Origin of the sequence: uncultured Maribacter sp. (assembly GCF_963974015.1) — a bacterium.
In the GTDB taxonomy this organism is placed as follows: Bacteria; Bacteroidota; Bacteroidia; order Flavobacteriales; family Flavobacteriaceae; genus Maribacter.
The window spans coordinates 125,587-140,942 of the sequence record NZ_CAXBBZ010000002.1 but is presented as its reverse complement, the minus strand read 5'-3'; the positions used below and the strand labels follow the sequence as shown (position 1 = coordinate 140,942).

Genomic DNA, 15,356 nt, shown 5'->3' with positions numbered 1-15,356 from the left:
AATAGTTCTAAAATTGAGTTTTTAAAACTACTATTTAAAATCAATGTTCAAAGAATTATTCGTTTAATTGTAATATTTTTCCTTCATACGTTTCCCTTTTAAATAACAGCACTTATAATGATAATACTTCTATTTGACATAACCACTTGTTTTCTAGGTAATTACTTAAAAATAAACCCTGGACCTTTCACAAACCGACCTGGTGTGGCACCGGTATGTTCACCATTCTCTAAAACGGCTGTACCATTTACAAATACATGAATCACCCCTTCTGCATATTGATGTGGATCGGTAAAGGTGGCTTTATCGGTTACTTGATCCGGATCAAAGACTACGATATCTGCAAAATTACCAGAAATTAAGCTTCCCCGTTTTTTAAGCTTTAAGTTTTCTGCGGGTAAGGCAGACAGTTTTCGTATACCTTCAGCCAAGGTGATGACTTGCTCGTCACGAGCGAATTTTCCTAATACACGAATAAAGGAACCATAGGCCCTAGGGTGTGTACTTTGCTTTAAGAAAACTCCTTCATTGGTATAAGAGCCCGCATCGGAACAAAAACTGATCCATGGTATGGCAATTTTTTTCTGTATGTTTTCTTCAGACATTGAAAAATAGACCACTTGAATGCGACTTCCATCTTCAATAATTAGATCAACCAAGGTTTCCTCCACACTTTTGCCCAATTCCTGAGCCACTTCAGGTAAGTACTTGCCCATATACTTACGTAACGCCTCATTTTTAAAACCTACAAAAAGAATGGTTTCTGGTGCATTTCTAAATTCCAGTTCTTTAATAGCTCGTTTTCTATTCTCAGAATCTTGTAATCGCTCTAACATAGCATCGATACCGCCTTCTCGGACCCAATCGGGTAATTGCACGTGTAAACCTGTTGAACTGGCATTATAGGTGTAGATATCAGCGGTAATAGGGAGTCCGGCATTGCGAGCAGAGTCAATTTTCGCCAATGCCAAATCTAATTTGTACCAGTTAGGCTTGGCAGAAGCTTTTAGATGATAAACCTCTGCAGCAATGTTGGCTTCTTTACTTATTTGAATTAACTCATCAAGACTTTCCAATAATTTATTTCCTTCATCACGAATATGGGAAATATACATACCATTATATTTGCCTGCTATTTTAGCAAGCTCAATTAACTCTTCCGTATTCGCATAACTGCTGGGAGCATATAGTAAGGAACTAGAAATACCTACGGCACCTTGTTCCATTGCTTCCTGCGTCAATTGCTTCATCTGTTCCAATTCACTTGATGTCGCGGGTCTATTTTCAAAACCAATAACATGTTGTCGTAGGGTACCATTACCTACAAATGAAGCTACATTAGTAGAAACTCCTTTTTGTTCCAAATATGTTAAATACTCCCCTAGTGTAGTCCACGGAATATCAAAATTTATATCCACCTGGCCCTCTTTCATAGCCTCTTTCATTTCTTCCGTTAAAGGGCCCATTGAACTACCTTCACCCATAACTTCCAGTGTAACCCCTTGGCGTATGTCGCTTTGAGATGTTCCGTCCTCCAGTAAGGCTACATTGGCCCAACTTAGCATGTTGATAAAACCGGGAGCCGTTGCCAATCCATCAAGGACTACATGTTTTTTACCTTTTAAACTATTTGGTTTTCCAATGGCGGCAATTGTATCGGCATTTATACCTATATCACCTAGATAGGGTACTTCTCCACTTCCATCGTAGATGGTGGTGTTTTGAAGTACAACATCATATGCTATGGGTGATTGGCAATTTAGTAATGGTAGCAAAAAAAATAGGCATAGGTATCTCATCTTAAGGTGGTTTTGAAGGTCTTACTGGTTAAATATATAATAATATTTAAACCAATGTTAGCATCAAAGCCTAACTAGTGCGAGATAAAAAATAAATATTTAGTTTGTGATAATTTAGTCTTCTGGTGGATGCCCATGAATTTCTTCAAAAACGGTATCGAAGTTTTCACGTAAATAGGCATTTAATTTCTTTTGGTAATCATCTTTTAACCAGCTTAAGAAATTATAAGTGCTCTTGCTGATACATTTACCATAGACATGTATACGGTTGTCAATATCCTCTTTTAATAATTTGGCCAGTGCCAAAGCATCATAAACATCTTCACTGTTCTCAATACAAATATATGCATGATGTGCAATTGATCGTTCTAACACCACTTTAGAAGATTCACCAGCAAATGTTGCGGTTTCATAAATGTCTTTAATGTCAAAATATGTTTCCTTCGAATTTTTAAATTCCTCTTTTACTTCGTCGGATAAATCAAGTTTAAAATCGCTTTCGATATCCTCATCATCACGAATACGGTCCATATAGAAATTAGGCGACTTAAAGATAGCGCCCCAGTCTAAATCGGCACCCCATGGTCCAAAACGATATTTATTGTTACCTAAATCGATTACAGTAAATTTCGATTTGTTATTTAAAACCCTAGAACCTCTACCTATCATTTGATAATACAGAGTAAGAGATTTTGTTGCTCTATTTAGAATTATAGTATCGATAGTAGGTTCATCGAAACCCGTAGTTAAGATACTTACCGATGTTAAAATAGCATCTGGCGTTTCTTTAAACCACTTTAATATTTGCTTACGCTGTTTTTTAGTAGCTGTATTATCAAGGTGCATTATCGGGAGACCCGCTGCTTGAAATGTATGATAAACCTGTATCGATGTTTCAATGCCATTATTAAAAATCAAGGTCTTTTTACCTTTAGAGTGCTTTGTATAAGCTTCTAAAAGTTTGTTCAACATCGCTGGGCTCGTATACAAATCTGAAGATGATTTTACAGTATAATCACCGTTAGAGCCTATTTCTAAAGAGGTTAGACCCATGTCATATTGAAAAACTTCTGCCCTTGCCAAGAAATCATTTGCAATTAAATTCTCTATAGACTCACCTGGTATAAGCTCATCATAGTTTTTGTTCATTGGCAAATCTTTGTTCGAACTTAACGGAGTTGCCGTTACACCTAAAACAAAGGAATTTTCAAAAAATTTAAATAGTTTGGTAAATGAGTTATAATGTGCTTCATCAATAATTACGAGTCCGACATCAGAAATATCCAAATGGCCATCGTTCAACCTATTATTCAATGTTTCAACCATGGCTACATAGCAGCTATAGCGCTCTTGATCATCTAAATTGGCTTTGCTGTTCACCACCTTATTTACAACTCCAAAGCTCGTAAGCATCTTTGATGTTTGGTTGCAAAGTTCAATACGGTGAGTCATAACCAGAACCTTTTTATTATGGTTCTTTAAATATTGCCGTACCATTTCAGAAAAAATCACTGTTTTACCACCACCTGTAGGTAATTGGTATAAAAGGTGGTAATCATCTCGTTCTGAATCGAACTTGTCAAAAATTTGTTGAATTGCTCCTTGTTGATAACTATAAAGTTCCTTATCGGTCTTTCTATCCTGTAATTCAAAAACAGTCTCTTGCATAAAATCTTTTCTGGATTTGCAAAGGTAACATTCTCCGTAGTACATTACTAATACATGGGTTAAAAAGGGTATCTTTTGCGACCATTGGTAACCGATTATAGACAGATTATAGCATAATAATGAAACATTGCCATTTTATTGTAAACAAACCATTTGGCATGTTGAGTCAAATGACCTCAGGGGAAGATCGCCAATTACGAAGAAAACGGTTTTTAAGTGAGCTTTATGATTTTCCTGAAGGAATAATGCCAATAGGTAGATTGGATGAAAAATCGGAAGGTCTTTTACTAATGACTACAGATGGAAAATTAAGTGATACCATAAATAGTTCAGGAATTGAAAAGGAATATTTAGTACAGCTAGATGGATTAATTTCTTCTCAGGAATTAAAGAAGATATCTGAAGGAGTAAGCATAGGAATTTTTGGTGATAAATATATCACTAAACCATGTTTTGTCAGGTTTTTAAAAATTGCTCCCACCTTACCTGATGCTCATTCATCTTTACGAATAGGAAGGCACAGACCAACCTCTTGGATTAGTATAACTTTAAAGGAAGGAAAATTTAGGCAAATCAGAAAAATGACCGCTGCAGTGGGTTTTCCAACGTTACGATTAGTTAGAATTCGTATTGGAAAAATTAATATGCCAACGATGATAACCGGAGAGGTAATACCAACAACTTTAAATTTAGAATCTATTTAGGGATTCTTTTCCCTGAGAAACGTGAAAATATGGTTAGACTCTTTTTGGTATTAATAAAATAGACTCCCGTCAACAAGATTACAGAAGCAATAGCAGACTGAAAGGTAATAGCTTCATTCAAAAAATACCATCCTAAGAGCATTGCAATTATCGGATTTACGTAAGATGAAGTAGCCACCTTTTCTGGCGATACAATTCTTAACAAATAATTGAATGCGGTAAAAGTTACGATACTTCCAAAAATAATTAATAGTAACATAGACCAGATTACAGGTGTGCTCCATTGTGTAGGTGAAGACCAAATGTCACCCAATAAAGTACTTATTACCAGTAATGATAGTCCACTTGAAAGCATTTGGTATCCTGTGTTTACAAAGAAATTAGCTGGTAAATCAGCTTTACCGACAAAAAGGCTACCGTAAGACCAACTTAACATACATATAAAAATAAGGACCATTCCTAAAATTGCTCCATCTTGAGCAATAATTTCCTGCTGACCTACCAAAAGAAAAATACCGGTTATGCCTAAAATTACACCGATGACAGACATAGGCTGTATTTTTTTTCCTTGTAACACTCGCATCATTAACAAAACTACTAGAGGTTGTGCTGACACTTCTAGAGCTGCAAAGCCACTATCAACATATTTTAAGGCCCAAACTACTACTCCATTACCAAAGGTTAGGAACAAAAAACCTGCAATAAATGTATTTTTAAATTGCTTTTTGGTGATTTTTAAAGGAAGTCCTAAAATTTTAGATAGTATGAAAATTAAACTACCGGCTACCACAAAACGAATACCCGCCAACATAAAAGCAGGTAATTCGGTAACTGCAATTTTATTCCATAAATATGTAGATCCCCAAATGAAGTAAATGGCAAAAAATGACAATACGACCAAAATGGTGTTGCGTTGCATTTTTGCCATTAGAAATCTTTATAGACTATATCTTCTTAACACGAACTGCATTCATGCCTTTCATACCTCTTTCAAGCTCGTAAGCTACTTTGTCATTTTCCATAATCTCATCAATAAGACCACTAACATGAACAAAATATTTTTCGTTGTTTTCAGAATCAATAATGAATCCGAAACCTTTTGAAGTATCGAAAAATGAAACTTTACCGTTTCTTACTGGATCAAATTCTTCAACATCTCCTTCTTCCTTTTTAGGAATACCTAGGATAATATCTTCAGCATCAACTTCAACTTTCATTGAAGGATCTGGCGGAGTGTCTACCAAATTACCATTGTAATCAACATAAGCAAGTGGAATACCAGAAGTACCACTTTCTTTTGATGCTGCTTTACGGGCAAGCATTTTTTTCTTTTTTTCTTCACGCTTCTTTAAGCGTTTTTTTTCTTTTTCAGTTTTATTAAAAGTCTGTTGTGATTTTGCCATTCGAAATTTTAATGATAATACTTGATTTTACTGTAAAGGAATTGAAATACGTGGTGACTTGTATAACGAATGGTAGGTTTCTTGAGTAATCTATGACTTCATTCGTTGTAAGGCCATTGCAAGAATCATCTGCATCCCTTTATAAGTTCTACAAAGATAAGATTTGTATTCGGAATATGAAGTATATCAATGAATCAAACTATCAATGTAATGATAGAAATATCTTATTCCTTAAAGATGCTTTAGATTACAACTGATAGTAAGGTTGAAAATCATGTTGTTTTATGTACAATTAGCTTCACAATTTCTCTACTCCTTCACACCATAATTAGTATAACGCTGTCAATTCACAAAGCATAACTGTTAAATTTAAAATTTTCAAAATACCTATACACCTCTATAAATCAATAACTTAACGATAATCTCATCTAAACAAATAATAAAATATGTTAAAAATAGTACCTTTTTATGCATAGTACTGTAACAAAATTCATTTGCCGTCGTCTAGTTAGTATAAGAAAATTATTAATCATCAATTAAAAATAAATATCATGAGAACTTTTATCAGAAATACACCGACAGAATCAAGAAGAAATACATTTTTTTCTAGTTTCAAGGATAGTAAAAGGGTGCAATGGGCAGCCTCTAGAAACCATACCCATTAAAACAGCAATCAAAAAACAATCATTAACCATTCGGCCAATCACCGATATAAAAACGGACATCATGAGAACTTTTATCAGAAACACACCGACAGAATCGAGAAGAAATACATTTTTTTCAAGTTTCAAGGATAGTAAAAGGGTGCAATGGGCAGCCTCTAGAAGCCATACCCATTAAAGCAGCAATCAAAAAACAATCATTAATCTTTCGGCCAATCACCGATATAAAAACGGACATCATGATAACTTTTATCAGAAACACACCGACTGAATCGAGAAGAAATACATTCTTTTCAAGTTTCAAGAATAGTAAAAGGGTGCAATGGGTAGCTTCAAGACACCATACGCATTAAACCATATTACGACCAAAATTGGGCGCCAACCTATTAACAACTCAAAATATTTCTGCTAATTTATTTTAGTAATTAAAGGATTGGAATTGGAATTGGGAAACAACAGTATAAGTTTCCAATAATTCATAAAAAAAAGGATAAGATTCAACGATCTTATCCTTTCTATTGTTTATCTAAATTCGATTTTTTTTACTTTTTAGTCCCTAATGATAATTTCTTCCTCTACTCCATTTGGATAGGTTAGCATAGCTAGGTCATCACAAGTGCCATCTCCAAAATCAACATTTACAGAAAGTCCATTCTTTGATATATTCATATCTCCGCTAGAAATATAGTTACAGCCAATATCACTTGTTAAAGAAGAGTTAACCGTAACATTATAAGTATTTCCTTCATAAACAACTGTCCAAGTACCATCGATACTATAGGTAAGTGTATCTTCAAATGTTATTGTAATAGATTTGGTGCCGTTATCAGATATAATAGAACCATCTTCCATTTCTACCATCATATTACTTGTTACCTCAAAAGTGATAGAACTTTGGTCTGTGTTCGTGCTGAAAACATATGACCTTGATCCATTAATTTTAGTCTCGCCAACATAAAAATCAACATAACTTGCAGTAAAAGAACCCGCTTCTCCTTGTTGGTCATACATAACAGTCAATGTTCCGTTTACACTTGCGGTTCCGTTTAAAACACAATTATTAAAGGTTGCCGTATAGCCAGTATCAGAATATACAGCGCTATAGCATTCTTCATTCGTAGATTTTCCAGTAGAATATTGATTCGAGAATAAATTGTACAGCGCAATATCAACGCCACCGGTAATATCATCGGTTTCTAAAACGGCTTTTAATTCCGTTTCGGTAAAAACAACTTCTTCATTTGCACTTTCATCATCACTACAACTATATGTGAGAAATAATACGGGTAAGACAAAACATAACTTTTTAAAAATTAATTTTAAATTTTTCATATTAATTACTTGTAGGGTTGAGTCTTTTAAACGAAAAATAGTTTTTTTAAGTATTGACCTTAGAATATTTAACAATAGTAATCGATAAGGATTATTTTATACTAAAGCATTTAGAATTATAGTTATAATCGTATATGATATATTATATTTGATTATGCTGACAAAGATAAATTTAAGGGACCAAGTACGTGATTATCTATTAGCTGAAATGATTACGGGAAATCTAAGAACAGGCAAAACCATTAATTTAGCTGCACTTTCAAGAGATTTAAATATTAGCGTTACGCCTATTCGAGAAGCATTGACACAGTTACAGCAGGCACATATAATAAAGGCCGTACCCAATAGAGGTTTTATCATTGCTGAATTAGATGTCAAAGAAGCGGAAGATTTATATGACTTAGTAGCCAATATAGAGGTAATGGCTATTGAAAATTCAGAGTTCAATGAAGAGCATATAGCCAACTTAAGAAAACAGCAAGAGGTTTTTGAAAATGCGAAAGACGCAATTACCAGAATTCAAGCAGATTTAGAGTTTCATAGATTGCTTACTAAGGGGTATAAAAATGATTTGGCACTTCAAATTTTAAATGATTTAAAAACTCGTATTTTCTTTTATGAAAAGGCTTTTACCAATGATGATTCATTCTATAATAAATCTAACAATCAACATGAATCAATAATTGCTGCAATAGCCGACGATAATGTGCCAACAGCCTCACTGCTATTAAAAATGAATTGGATGTTGATTTTGAATTATATTCAAAAAAAGCTTACCGAGTAAAATTGTCATTATTCCAAATCCTTTAGTAATTCTTGTGCAGACAATGTCAATCTTTTATATCCTTTATATGCCCCTTTTGATACAAAATATACAAATATCAAGGCGACCCCAATTGCTACAATTTGTTCTGTTTTAAGACTTGTAAGAAAAACATCTTTATTTGAGATAATTTTAGTTGCGACGGGCACAATAAAAAAAAGTCCAAAAAAACCAGTACCGATTGCTAATTTTTGCAATATTAAAAGTCTATTTTTTGTTTTTAAGAATTGACTTAAATTTTCTTTATATGAACCTTTAGAAATATCAATCATCTTCAATTTATTTAAGGTTTTTAATATAAGAACAGGTAGCACAATCAAAAATGTAAGTGTTAAAAGTCCGCAAATTTTTAAATACCAGGTATCTAAGCTTTTAAATTTAATTAGCACTAATAATGCAACACTAAAACATACAATTGCACCTATAGCTTCATAAGTACTTATCTTTTTAAATTTATTTTGATATTTTTCCTTAGTCATACTCAATATGATATCATCGGTTAATTTTTTTTGTTTTTTTAACTCAGTACTCATTTGTAACCAAGCAGCTTGTAATTCTTCTATTTCCATGATTTAATTTTTAGTCATGTTAGTTCTTAATTTCTTCTTTATCCTTGAGATACGGGTTCCTACATTACTAGATTGCAACCCAGTTATCACGGCTATTTCATTATAACTTTTCCCTTCTAGTAGTAGAAAAATCAATCCTTTGTCCAGGGTGTTTAAATGATGTAAATGCTTATAAAGAAGACGTAAACGTTCTTCATAAACTTCATCAATAGAATCAATTTGTTTTATAAGCACCTCTGCAATAGGCAGTACATCGGGTCTTCTCTTTTTCTTTTTCAAGTGGGTTATTGCTGTATTCATCGCCACACGATACATCCAAGTAGTGATTTTTGAATCTTGCCGAAAAGAATCGAAGTATTTCCAGAGTTGATAGACCACTTCTTGAAATAAGTCTTCTTGATCTTGTTTGTTGTCGGTATAAACAGAAGTCACTTTGTACAATAGTGCTTGGTGCTCGCGAATTAAATTAGTAAAGACTGTTTCTTTTGACATATTTAATCTACTCGTTTATCCATTAGTATAAGACAATTCAATTTCGTCACACTATTTGTGTATAGTTTTTAACTTACGGTAAAAAATATATAACTCATACAACATGAGGTATTTATATACGTTTGATTAAAAAATATTCTGATATGCAATTTTTAAACAAAGAGATCGAGGCATTGACTAAAAGAAAAAATACCCCAGCACTTGCTAAAAAGCAAGTATCATGCGGTATTTTTCAAGATATTAAAGATATTCCGGTCGTTGAAGAACCAGTTGTCATTAAAACGGTATAGTTCTAACTTTTAAAGAGCGAAGTATCTAAACCAGGAATTAGGTTCAAAGCATTTTGATAATATAGTTTTTTCAACACATTGTCAGGCAGGTTTAGTCCGTACATAGACCAAAATGCATGGTATTTTTTATAATAAGGAAAGTATTCATCATTACTTTCTAGAACCCTGAAATAGGTGGGAAACTCTTCTGGTTTCCAACTATCCTTTCCAAAAAGTACTCTATCTTGATATTTTATAAAGAACGCCCTAGCGTTTTGTGGTTGTCTACCCAATTCTGCAATTACAGCAGAAATACCCACATTCATATTTGGCATTTCATCTAATAGTTCTCCTAATTTTTTAAGGTTATTAGCGTGCCATCCCATATGAGCATTAATGAATTTTGTATTAGGGTGCTTTTTAAACACATTATGTTGCTCTTGTATAATCTGTTCAAACGGTGCTGGGTCTGTAGCGGTTCGCTTTCTACGTGGGTGAGTCTTTAATTCTAACCAACGCTCGTTATCAGAATCCATTTTATCCCAAAAAGATTTTGGATCTGCAGCATGTATCAATACAGGCACACCCATTTCGGCACATTTCGCCCAAATAGGATCTAGCCGTGGGTCGTCGATAGCCAAGCGCTTTCCATCTGCATCCTTATTTCTTAGTCCTAGACTTTTAAAAATTTTTAATCCCTTTGCGCCATTATTAATATCTTCTTCTAATTGTGAAGCGGCCTTTCTACCCCATTCTAAATCTTTAGCTCCTTCAAAATCTACATTAGCAAAAACTGCAAATCTATTCGGATAACTTTTATTAATGTTATCAATTTTCTCTTTAAGACTTTGGCCCGATCCACCACTTAAGTTTACCATAATAGCTTCGTTCATCACATCCATATCTGCGACTAAATCGGTAAGTGCTTGAATTGACATATCTCTCTGATGGCTATGAACATCTATAAATGGAAACTTTGCGCTAGTTATTTCTTCCCCGGGAACTACAAGTGTTGAAGTAGGATTATATTCTTCAAAACCCATTTCTTGTGCCATAATTGGTAGGGCCGTTAAAAATAGTACTGCAGTGAATATTACAAGTTGAACTTTATTTAGGCTATTCTTCATTCTTAATTTTGGTTTGTATAATTAATTTATGGTATTCTTCTTCAGTATCGATATCTATTTGTTGATTTTCTGCGTCTAAAGAAATGATATTTTTTATATGATTTTTTAAAAGGTCCCTTGCGCCTTGATCTCCATTTAAACACTCTAATTCATTAAATAGAAATTTAGGAAATAATGCGGGCACTCCTACCCGTTTCCCATAGTTTGTTGCCACTATTTTAGAGGTATCTTTTTTAAATTGGTATATAAGGGAATCGAAATAATCTGAGGTCAAAAGTGGTTGGTCTGCAAGACAGATTAAAATACCATCAAGGTCATGAATTTTTTTAAGTATTTCTTTTACACCTATCGCGATACTATTACCCAATCCTTCATCCCAATTGGGATTCAATATCACGTCTACCCCTATTTGAGTTAAATTGCACTCCCTTTTTATTCTTTCGGCATGGGAGCCTAATACAACTGAAACTGTTCTTGCTTTACTTTTTTGAACCGTTTTAATGGTTTCCGTCAAAAAGTTGGAGTTTTTCCAGGGTAGTAATTGTTTTACCCCCTTCATACGTCTAGAAGCTCCCGCAGCCATTATAAGCACCACTACATGTAGATTTTCGTTCAATGAGAGATGCTTTTTCTTTAATTATTTAATCTAACGGTATCAGTTTTGGATTTAAAAATAGGTATTGTAATAAACATATAAATCCTAAGGAAATATAATGCTTTTAGCCCTTTCAACATCTGTGAAACATCTGCTTTAACAATCTTTAACATTAATTTTTTTAATCCCTATAATTTAAATAAACTTTGTCCGTTCTGCTAGTTGAACCTATAATTAATGAATATGAAAAATTTTTTAAAGACCTTCAGTGTGTTTTTTGTACTGTCGCTACTTGTTTCTTGTGGTAATGCAGATGATGATGTAAATCTAGATTTGAACATTGGTGATGGTCTAGGAAAAGGTCAGGAAGTAGATGATTGTTTAGGCTTAGAACAAGGAGATTTGGTTTTATCTATACAAGAACAGTTTACAACTTTACCAGGCAAGGTCTCTGTATTCTTTAGAGTATCAGATACAAGCGGAAATCCTGTACCCGGTTTAACTGCTAATCAATTTACTATTTACGAACAAGGAAGAAATGATGATTGTTTCAATACAATTTCAACTTCAGAATCTTCAGCTCGTATTTCACCGAATTCACAGATTTTTTCCAATAATACCTTATTAGTATTAGATTTAAGTAATAGTGTACTTAGTAGTAGCCTTGATGAATTGAAGTTGGCATCTACCAGCTTTATTGAGGCTGTAATGCCCAGTACTTCTCAAGAGTCTGTTAAGATGGCTATTTACTGGTTCGATGGTGAAGATAATTTGCATTTATTGAATGAATTGACTTCGTCAAAAGCGGAATTAGCAGCAGCAGTTGATGGTATTACCGATACTATCAGTAATGACCCATCTACCGATTTATATGGTGCAGTAATTAAGTCTACCGATATTGCTTCAGATTTAGTGAAAAAGTCCACTGCTGGTGGAAAAATTGGAGCTGCCTCTGTTGTGATTTTTACAGATGGTACAGACCAAGCTTCACGTTACACTGAAGATGCCGCCTTAAAGAAGGTAAACGAAGCTAATGCGAATATTTCATTCTTTAGTATCGGGTTAGGTGCTGAAATTGATACGCAAGTTTTAACAGCAATAGGTAAAACAGCAAGTGTATTTGCCCAAAACAAAGATGAGTTAGAAAGAACTTTTAGAGACATTTCTGAGAAAGTATCAGAACGGGCTAATAGTTATTACTTATTCGAATACTGTAGTCCTAAACGTGATGGTAGTGGTGAAAACAATTTGGCTATCGAATTAAATACTGGTTCTAGACAAGGTGCAGTACAAACCAAGTTTAATGCTAGTGGCTTCACAGGAGGTTGCGAATAACCATTTCACTTTTAAAATATCGAAAGAAGCGTATTTACGCTTCTTTTTTTTTGCTTTATCATTTAGCAAATAACTAATTGATTCTCATTTTGTTGAAAGCTACAATCTTAATTTTTGAGCTGGTCGGTAAAAAATTATAACGTCCGTTTATCGATTTGTCCCGTATATAAAACCGATTACACTAATATTAATTTAAAAGTATAAAATGAAAAGATTATCCTTAGTTACTTTATTATCAGTAGCACTTCTTACATCATGTATTTCTAAAAAGAAATATGTAGCCTTAGAAGATAACTTATCTCAAACACAGAGTTCACTTCAAAAGACTCAGGTTGAAAAAGAAGAATTGGAAGCCCAAATGGCGAAAATAGAAGCTCGTGTTGAAGAATATAATTCTAAAATCAACTCATTAAAAGAAATGAACGATAGCCAGTTCACTAGTGTTGATGATGTTGCTGTTATGAGTAACAACACAAAAGCTAAAATGAGAAATACATTGAAGAATGTTGATCCAGCTAAACTGGCCGAAGCTAAAACGTTACAAGATTCAATGAATTTAGCCGTATCGTACAAATTGAAGCAATCTATATCTGAAGAGGGTGAAGATATCGATGTAAGTATTGACAAGACGGTAGTTATGATTAATATTTCTGATGAATTACTATTCAACACCGCTAGCTACAATGTAAGCAGCAAGGCAAATAATATTTTGAAAAAATTATCTGAAGTTATCAAGTCTGAGCCAAGCATGGAAGTTATGGTAGAGGGTCATACAGATTCTAGAACCATAAACACACCGATGGTTTCTGATAACTGGGATTTAAGTGTAAAACGTGCAACTTCTATTGTTCGTAAATTACAGAAAGAATATGGTGTTGATCCTTCCCAATTGATTGCTTCTGGTAGAAGTAGTTATTTACCTTTAGTAGAAAATGATTCTAAAGAGAACATGGCAATGAATAGAAGAACAAAAATTATTATCCTACCTAACTTGGATAAATTCTTTGCCCTTTTAGATGCAGAAGATAATTTATAAGAACGACTATTCTTAAAGAAAAAGGGGAAGCATATGCTTCCCCTTTTTTATGTTTTTTAGTTTACCATTAATTATAAATCATGCCGTTTGGCACCTTAATGGTTCCCGTTTTCAAATCCACCAAAAAACCGTTAATTACCGCATATTCCACTTTTCCTTCCTTTTCTAAAAAAAATGTAGGGTTAATTCCTGGTTCTAATTTAAGCTCCGGCATTTTATATTTAGGTCCTATTAAATGAATGGGAAAGGGAGAATTAATTTCACTACTAGGTATCTTGGCCATTCTCACAAAGCCATAGCCTTGTAACAATAAATCTTTGAAATTTAAGGCCTTTACCTCTTCTAATGTATTTAAAGTCTTCGGATACGCCTTAGCCTGTTTAATGGTATATTCAGAAGCATCTAAGGTTTCATAACCATAATACGTAGAAAGGTCACCTTGGTCTAAAACACGACTGCTATACCAAAATGTATTGTGTTCAGGATAGTCTACTTCAACTTGATTTATTCCTAAATCGATTGTGTAGTTATTGCCCATTAAATTATAATTTACACCTGTAATCTTAAGGTCAAATAATTTTCTATCGTTCTCAGGAATCTTTTCATATTCTTCAATAGAAATAGTTTCGTACGATTTTTTAGCGATGGTATATATTGCCGATAAAATAGACGTGTAATTTAATTTCCTAATTTCTTGTTTTTCAATATCCTCAGGATATCCGCCAGATTCAATTAGTATGGTGCTTGTGCCCCATTTCTGAATATTATCTCCGAATGCCCTTGGCTCGAAATCATCATTATATCGACCAACTTGACCAGGAGCATATTTCTGAAGAATATCATTCATAAATACTATAATTTTCATAGCATTACCACGTGTTTCATTAATGTCCTTTTCATAATTATAGGCTGGTGCTAGATACGATATGGTTGCTGGCTTTTCGGTACGTTCAGCATTATAGTATGTACTTTGATCATGTAAGTTAAATCCGAAATCGGCATTGAGACTATCACGAACCCTTTTTAAGGTTTTTGACTCTGGTGATTGTAATCGCAAGGCATCTCGATTAATATCGACTCCTAATAAGTTTCTACGTTGAAAAAGTTCTGCTCCATCAGGATTTAGCATGGGTAAAAAATGTACCGTTAAATTGGCTAAAATGGCTTCCTTTTCAACCTTAAAATCAGGACTATTAAAGAAATTTAGAATATCAAAAATAGCTTGTGTAGCTGTAGGCTCATCACCATGCATTTGCGACCACAGAAAAACATTTGTTTTTCCAGAACCAATACTTATTAGGCTTAAATCTTTTCCTCCAATAGATTTGCCAACCGTTGCTACTTTGAACTTTTCATTAGAAGCATAGTTATCTATTAAGGGTTGTATATCAGCTCTCTTAATACGTCTTTCACCAATCGATGTTTCATTATAATTCGCGTAGGTGTCATATAATTGGGAGGTTAAATCTGTTGATTGACTCATTCCTATCAAAGAGAATGAACATACTATGGCAAAAACTATTTGCTTCATAATTATTCTGT

15 protein-coding genes are annotated in these 15,356 nt (G+C 33.7%); 5 read left to right on the top strand and 10 right to left on the bottom strand.

The window, feature by feature from the left end:
* Window positions 1–161 precede the first annotated feature (161 nt).
* Entirely contained in the window at window positions 162–1,799 is a 1,638-nt protein-coding gene (locus AACZ41_RS05085) for a D-aminoacylase (RefSeq protein ID WP_339627267.1), read from the bottom strand.
* A gap of 114 nt (window positions 1,800–1,913) precedes the next feature.
* Entirely contained in the window at window positions 1,914–3,467 is a 1,554-nt protein-coding gene (locus AACZ41_RS05080) for a DEAD/DEAH box helicase family protein (protein WP_091625547.1), read from the bottom strand.
* Window positions 3,468–3,586: 119 nt separating this feature from the next.
* On the opposite strand from AACZ41_RS05080, the gene AACZ41_RS05075 reads away from it, so the two are divergent.
* Window positions 3,587–4,171, top strand: a complete 585-nt coding sequence (locus tag AACZ41_RS05075; protein ID WP_339627266.1) for a pseudouridine synthase — start codon at window positions 3,587–3,589, stop codon at window positions 4,169–4,171.
* On the opposite strand, the gene AACZ41_RS05070 is transcribed toward AACZ41_RS05075, so the two are convergent.
* From AACZ41_RS05070 to AACZ41_RS05060, 3 genes are all read right to left on the bottom strand, one after another.
* The gene (locus tag AACZ41_RS05070) at window positions 4,164–5,099 is read right to left on the bottom strand and encodes an EamA family transporter (RefSeq protein WP_339627265.1); all 936 of its coding nucleotides are present in this window, start codon (window positions 5,097–5,099) and stop codon (window positions 4,164–4,166) included. The genes AACZ41_RS05075 and AACZ41_RS05070 overlap by 8 nt on opposite strands.
* A gap of 16 nt (window positions 5,100–5,115) precedes the next feature.
* Window positions 5,116–5,574, bottom strand: coding sequence for a cold shock domain-containing protein (locus AACZ41_RS05065; protein WP_339627263.1), 459 nt, complete (start codon window positions 5,572–5,574; stop codon window positions 5,116–5,118).
* Window positions 5,575–6,785: 1,211 nt separating this feature from the next.
* Window positions 6,786–7,568 (bottom strand): hypothetical protein, encoded by a 783-nt coding sequence (locus AACZ41_RS05060; RefSeq protein WP_339627261.1) that lies wholly within the window; start codon window positions 7,566–7,568, stop codon window positions 6,786–6,788.
* A 154-nt stretch (window positions 7,569–7,722) separates the two neighbouring features.
* Here AACZ41_RS05060 and AACZ41_RS05055 point away from each other — a divergent pair, with 154 nt between their 5' ends.
* Window positions 7,723–8,352 carry a GntR family transcriptional regulator gene (locus tag AACZ41_RS05055; RefSeq protein WP_339627259.1) on the top strand — a complete coding sequence of 210 codons (630 nt, stop codon included), beginning with the start codon at window positions 7,723–7,725 and terminating at the stop codon, window positions 8,350–8,352.
* A gap of 8 nt (window positions 8,353–8,360) precedes the next feature.
* Here the strand turns inward: AACZ41_RS05055 and AACZ41_RS05050 are convergent, their stop codons facing one another.
* Both AACZ41_RS05050 and AACZ41_RS05045 read right to left on the bottom strand, forming a co-directional pair.
* Window positions 8,361–8,960 carry a hypothetical protein gene (locus AACZ41_RS05050; RefSeq protein WP_339627257.1) on the bottom strand — a complete coding sequence of 200 codons (600 nt, stop codon included), beginning with the start codon at window positions 8,958–8,960 and terminating at the stop codon, window positions 8,361–8,363.
* A 3-nt stretch (window positions 8,961–8,963) separates the two neighbouring features.
* The gene (locus tag AACZ41_RS05045) at window positions 8,964–9,452 is read right to left on the bottom strand and encodes a sigma-70 family RNA polymerase sigma factor (RefSeq protein ID WP_339627255.1); all 489 of its coding nucleotides are present in this window, start codon (window positions 9,450–9,452) and stop codon (window positions 8,964–8,966) included.
* A 143-nt stretch (window positions 9,453–9,595) separates the two neighbouring features.
* Between AACZ41_RS05045 and AACZ41_RS05040 the strand changes: the two genes are divergently transcribed.
* Window positions 9,596–9,742, top strand: coding sequence for a hypothetical protein (locus AACZ41_RS05040; RefSeq protein ID WP_177170977.1), 147 nt, complete (start codon window positions 9,596–9,598; stop codon window positions 9,740–9,742).
* Window positions 9,743–9,744: 2 nt separating this feature from the next.
* Here the strand turns inward: AACZ41_RS05040 and AACZ41_RS05035 are convergent, their stop codons facing one another.
* Window positions 9,745–10,848, bottom strand: a complete 1,104-nt coding sequence (locus AACZ41_RS05035) for an amidohydrolase family protein (RefSeq protein ID WP_339627252.1) — start codon at window positions 10,846–10,848, stop codon at window positions 9,745–9,747.
* Window positions 10,838–11,464, bottom strand: a complete 627-nt coding sequence (locus AACZ41_RS05030; protein ID WP_339627250.1) for a nucleotidyltransferase family protein — start codon at window positions 11,462–11,464, stop codon at window positions 10,838–10,840. Before AACZ41_RS05030 ends, AACZ41_RS05035 begins: the two co-directional genes overlap by 11 nt.
* Window positions 11,465–11,686: 222 nt before the next feature.
* On the opposite strand from AACZ41_RS05030, the gene AACZ41_RS05025 reads away from it, so the two are divergent.
* On the top strand, window positions 11,687–12,778 hold the full coding sequence (locus AACZ41_RS05025; protein WP_339627248.1) for a VWA domain-containing protein: 1,092 nt from the start codon (window positions 11,687–11,689) through the stop codon (window positions 12,776–12,778).
* A gap of 205 nt (window positions 12,779–12,983) precedes the next feature.
* Window positions 12,984–13,814, top strand: coding sequence for an OmpA family protein (locus tag AACZ41_RS05020; protein WP_339627246.1), 831 nt, complete (start codon window positions 12,984–12,986; stop codon window positions 13,812–13,814).
* A gap of 67 nt (window positions 13,815–13,881) precedes the next feature.
* Here the strand turns inward: AACZ41_RS05020 and AACZ41_RS05015 are convergent, their stop codons facing one another.
* Window positions 13,882–15,345 (bottom strand): M14 metallopeptidase family protein, encoded by a 1,464-nt coding sequence (locus AACZ41_RS05015; protein ID WP_339627244.1) that lies wholly within the window; start codon window positions 15,343–15,345, stop codon window positions 13,882–13,884.
* Window positions 15,346–15,356: the final 11 nt, after the last annotated feature.

Excerpts from the sequence above, each read along its gene's own strand:
- AACZ41_RS05015 (WP_339627244.1), bottom strand. The coding sequence starts at position 15,345 with ATGAAGCAAATAGTTTTTGCCATAGTATGTTCATTCTCTTTGATAGGA.
- AACZ41_RS05075 (WP_339627266.1), top strand. The coding sequence starts at position 3,587 with ATGAAACATTGCCATTTTATTGTAAACAAACCATTTGGCATGTTGAGT.
- AACZ41_RS05040 (WP_177170977.1), top strand. The coding sequence starts at position 9,596 with ATGCAATTTTTAAACAAAGAGATCGAGGCATTGACTAAAAGAAAAAAT.
- AACZ41_RS05085 (WP_339627267.1), bottom strand. The coding sequence starts at position 1,799 with ATGAGATACCTATGCCTATTTTTTTTGCTACCATTACTAAATTGCCAA.
- AACZ41_RS05055 (WP_339627259.1), top strand. The coding sequence starts at position 7,723 with ATGCTGACAAAGATAAATTTAAGGGACCAAGTACGTGATTATCTATTA.
- AACZ41_RS05060 (WP_339627261.1), bottom strand. The coding sequence starts at position 7,568 with ATGAAAAATTTAAAATTAATTTTTAAAAAGTTATGTTTTGTCTTACCC.
- AACZ41_RS05080 (WP_091625547.1), bottom strand. The coding sequence starts at position 3,467 with ATGCAAGAGACTGTTTTTGAATTACAGGATAGAAAGACCGATAAGGAA.
- AACZ41_RS05025 (WP_339627248.1), top strand. The coding sequence starts at position 11,687 with ATGAAAAATTTTTTAAAGACCTTCAGTGTGTTTTTTGTACTGTCGCTA.
- AACZ41_RS05020 (WP_339627246.1), top strand. The coding sequence starts at position 12,984 with ATGAAAAGATTATCCTTAGTTACTTTATTATCAGTAGCACTTCTTACA.
- AACZ41_RS05035 (WP_339627252.1), bottom strand. The coding sequence starts at position 10,848 with ATGAAGAATAGCCTAAATAAAGTTCAACTTGTAATATTCACTGCAGTA.
- AACZ41_RS05050 (WP_339627257.1), bottom strand. The coding sequence starts at position 8,960 with ATGGAAATAGAAGAATTACAAGCTGCTTGGTTACAAATGAGTACTGAG.
- AACZ41_RS05070 (WP_339627265.1), bottom strand. The coding sequence starts at position 5,099 with ATGGCAAAAATGCAACGCAACACCATTTTGGTCGTATTGTCATTTTTT.
- AACZ41_RS05065 (WP_339627263.1), bottom strand. The coding sequence starts at position 5,574 with ATGGCAAAATCACAACAGACTTTTAATAAAACTGAAAAAGAAAAAAAA.
- AACZ41_RS05045 (WP_339627255.1), bottom strand. The coding sequence starts at position 9,452 with ATGTCAAAAGAAACAGTCTTTACTAATTTAATTCGCGAGCACCAAGCA.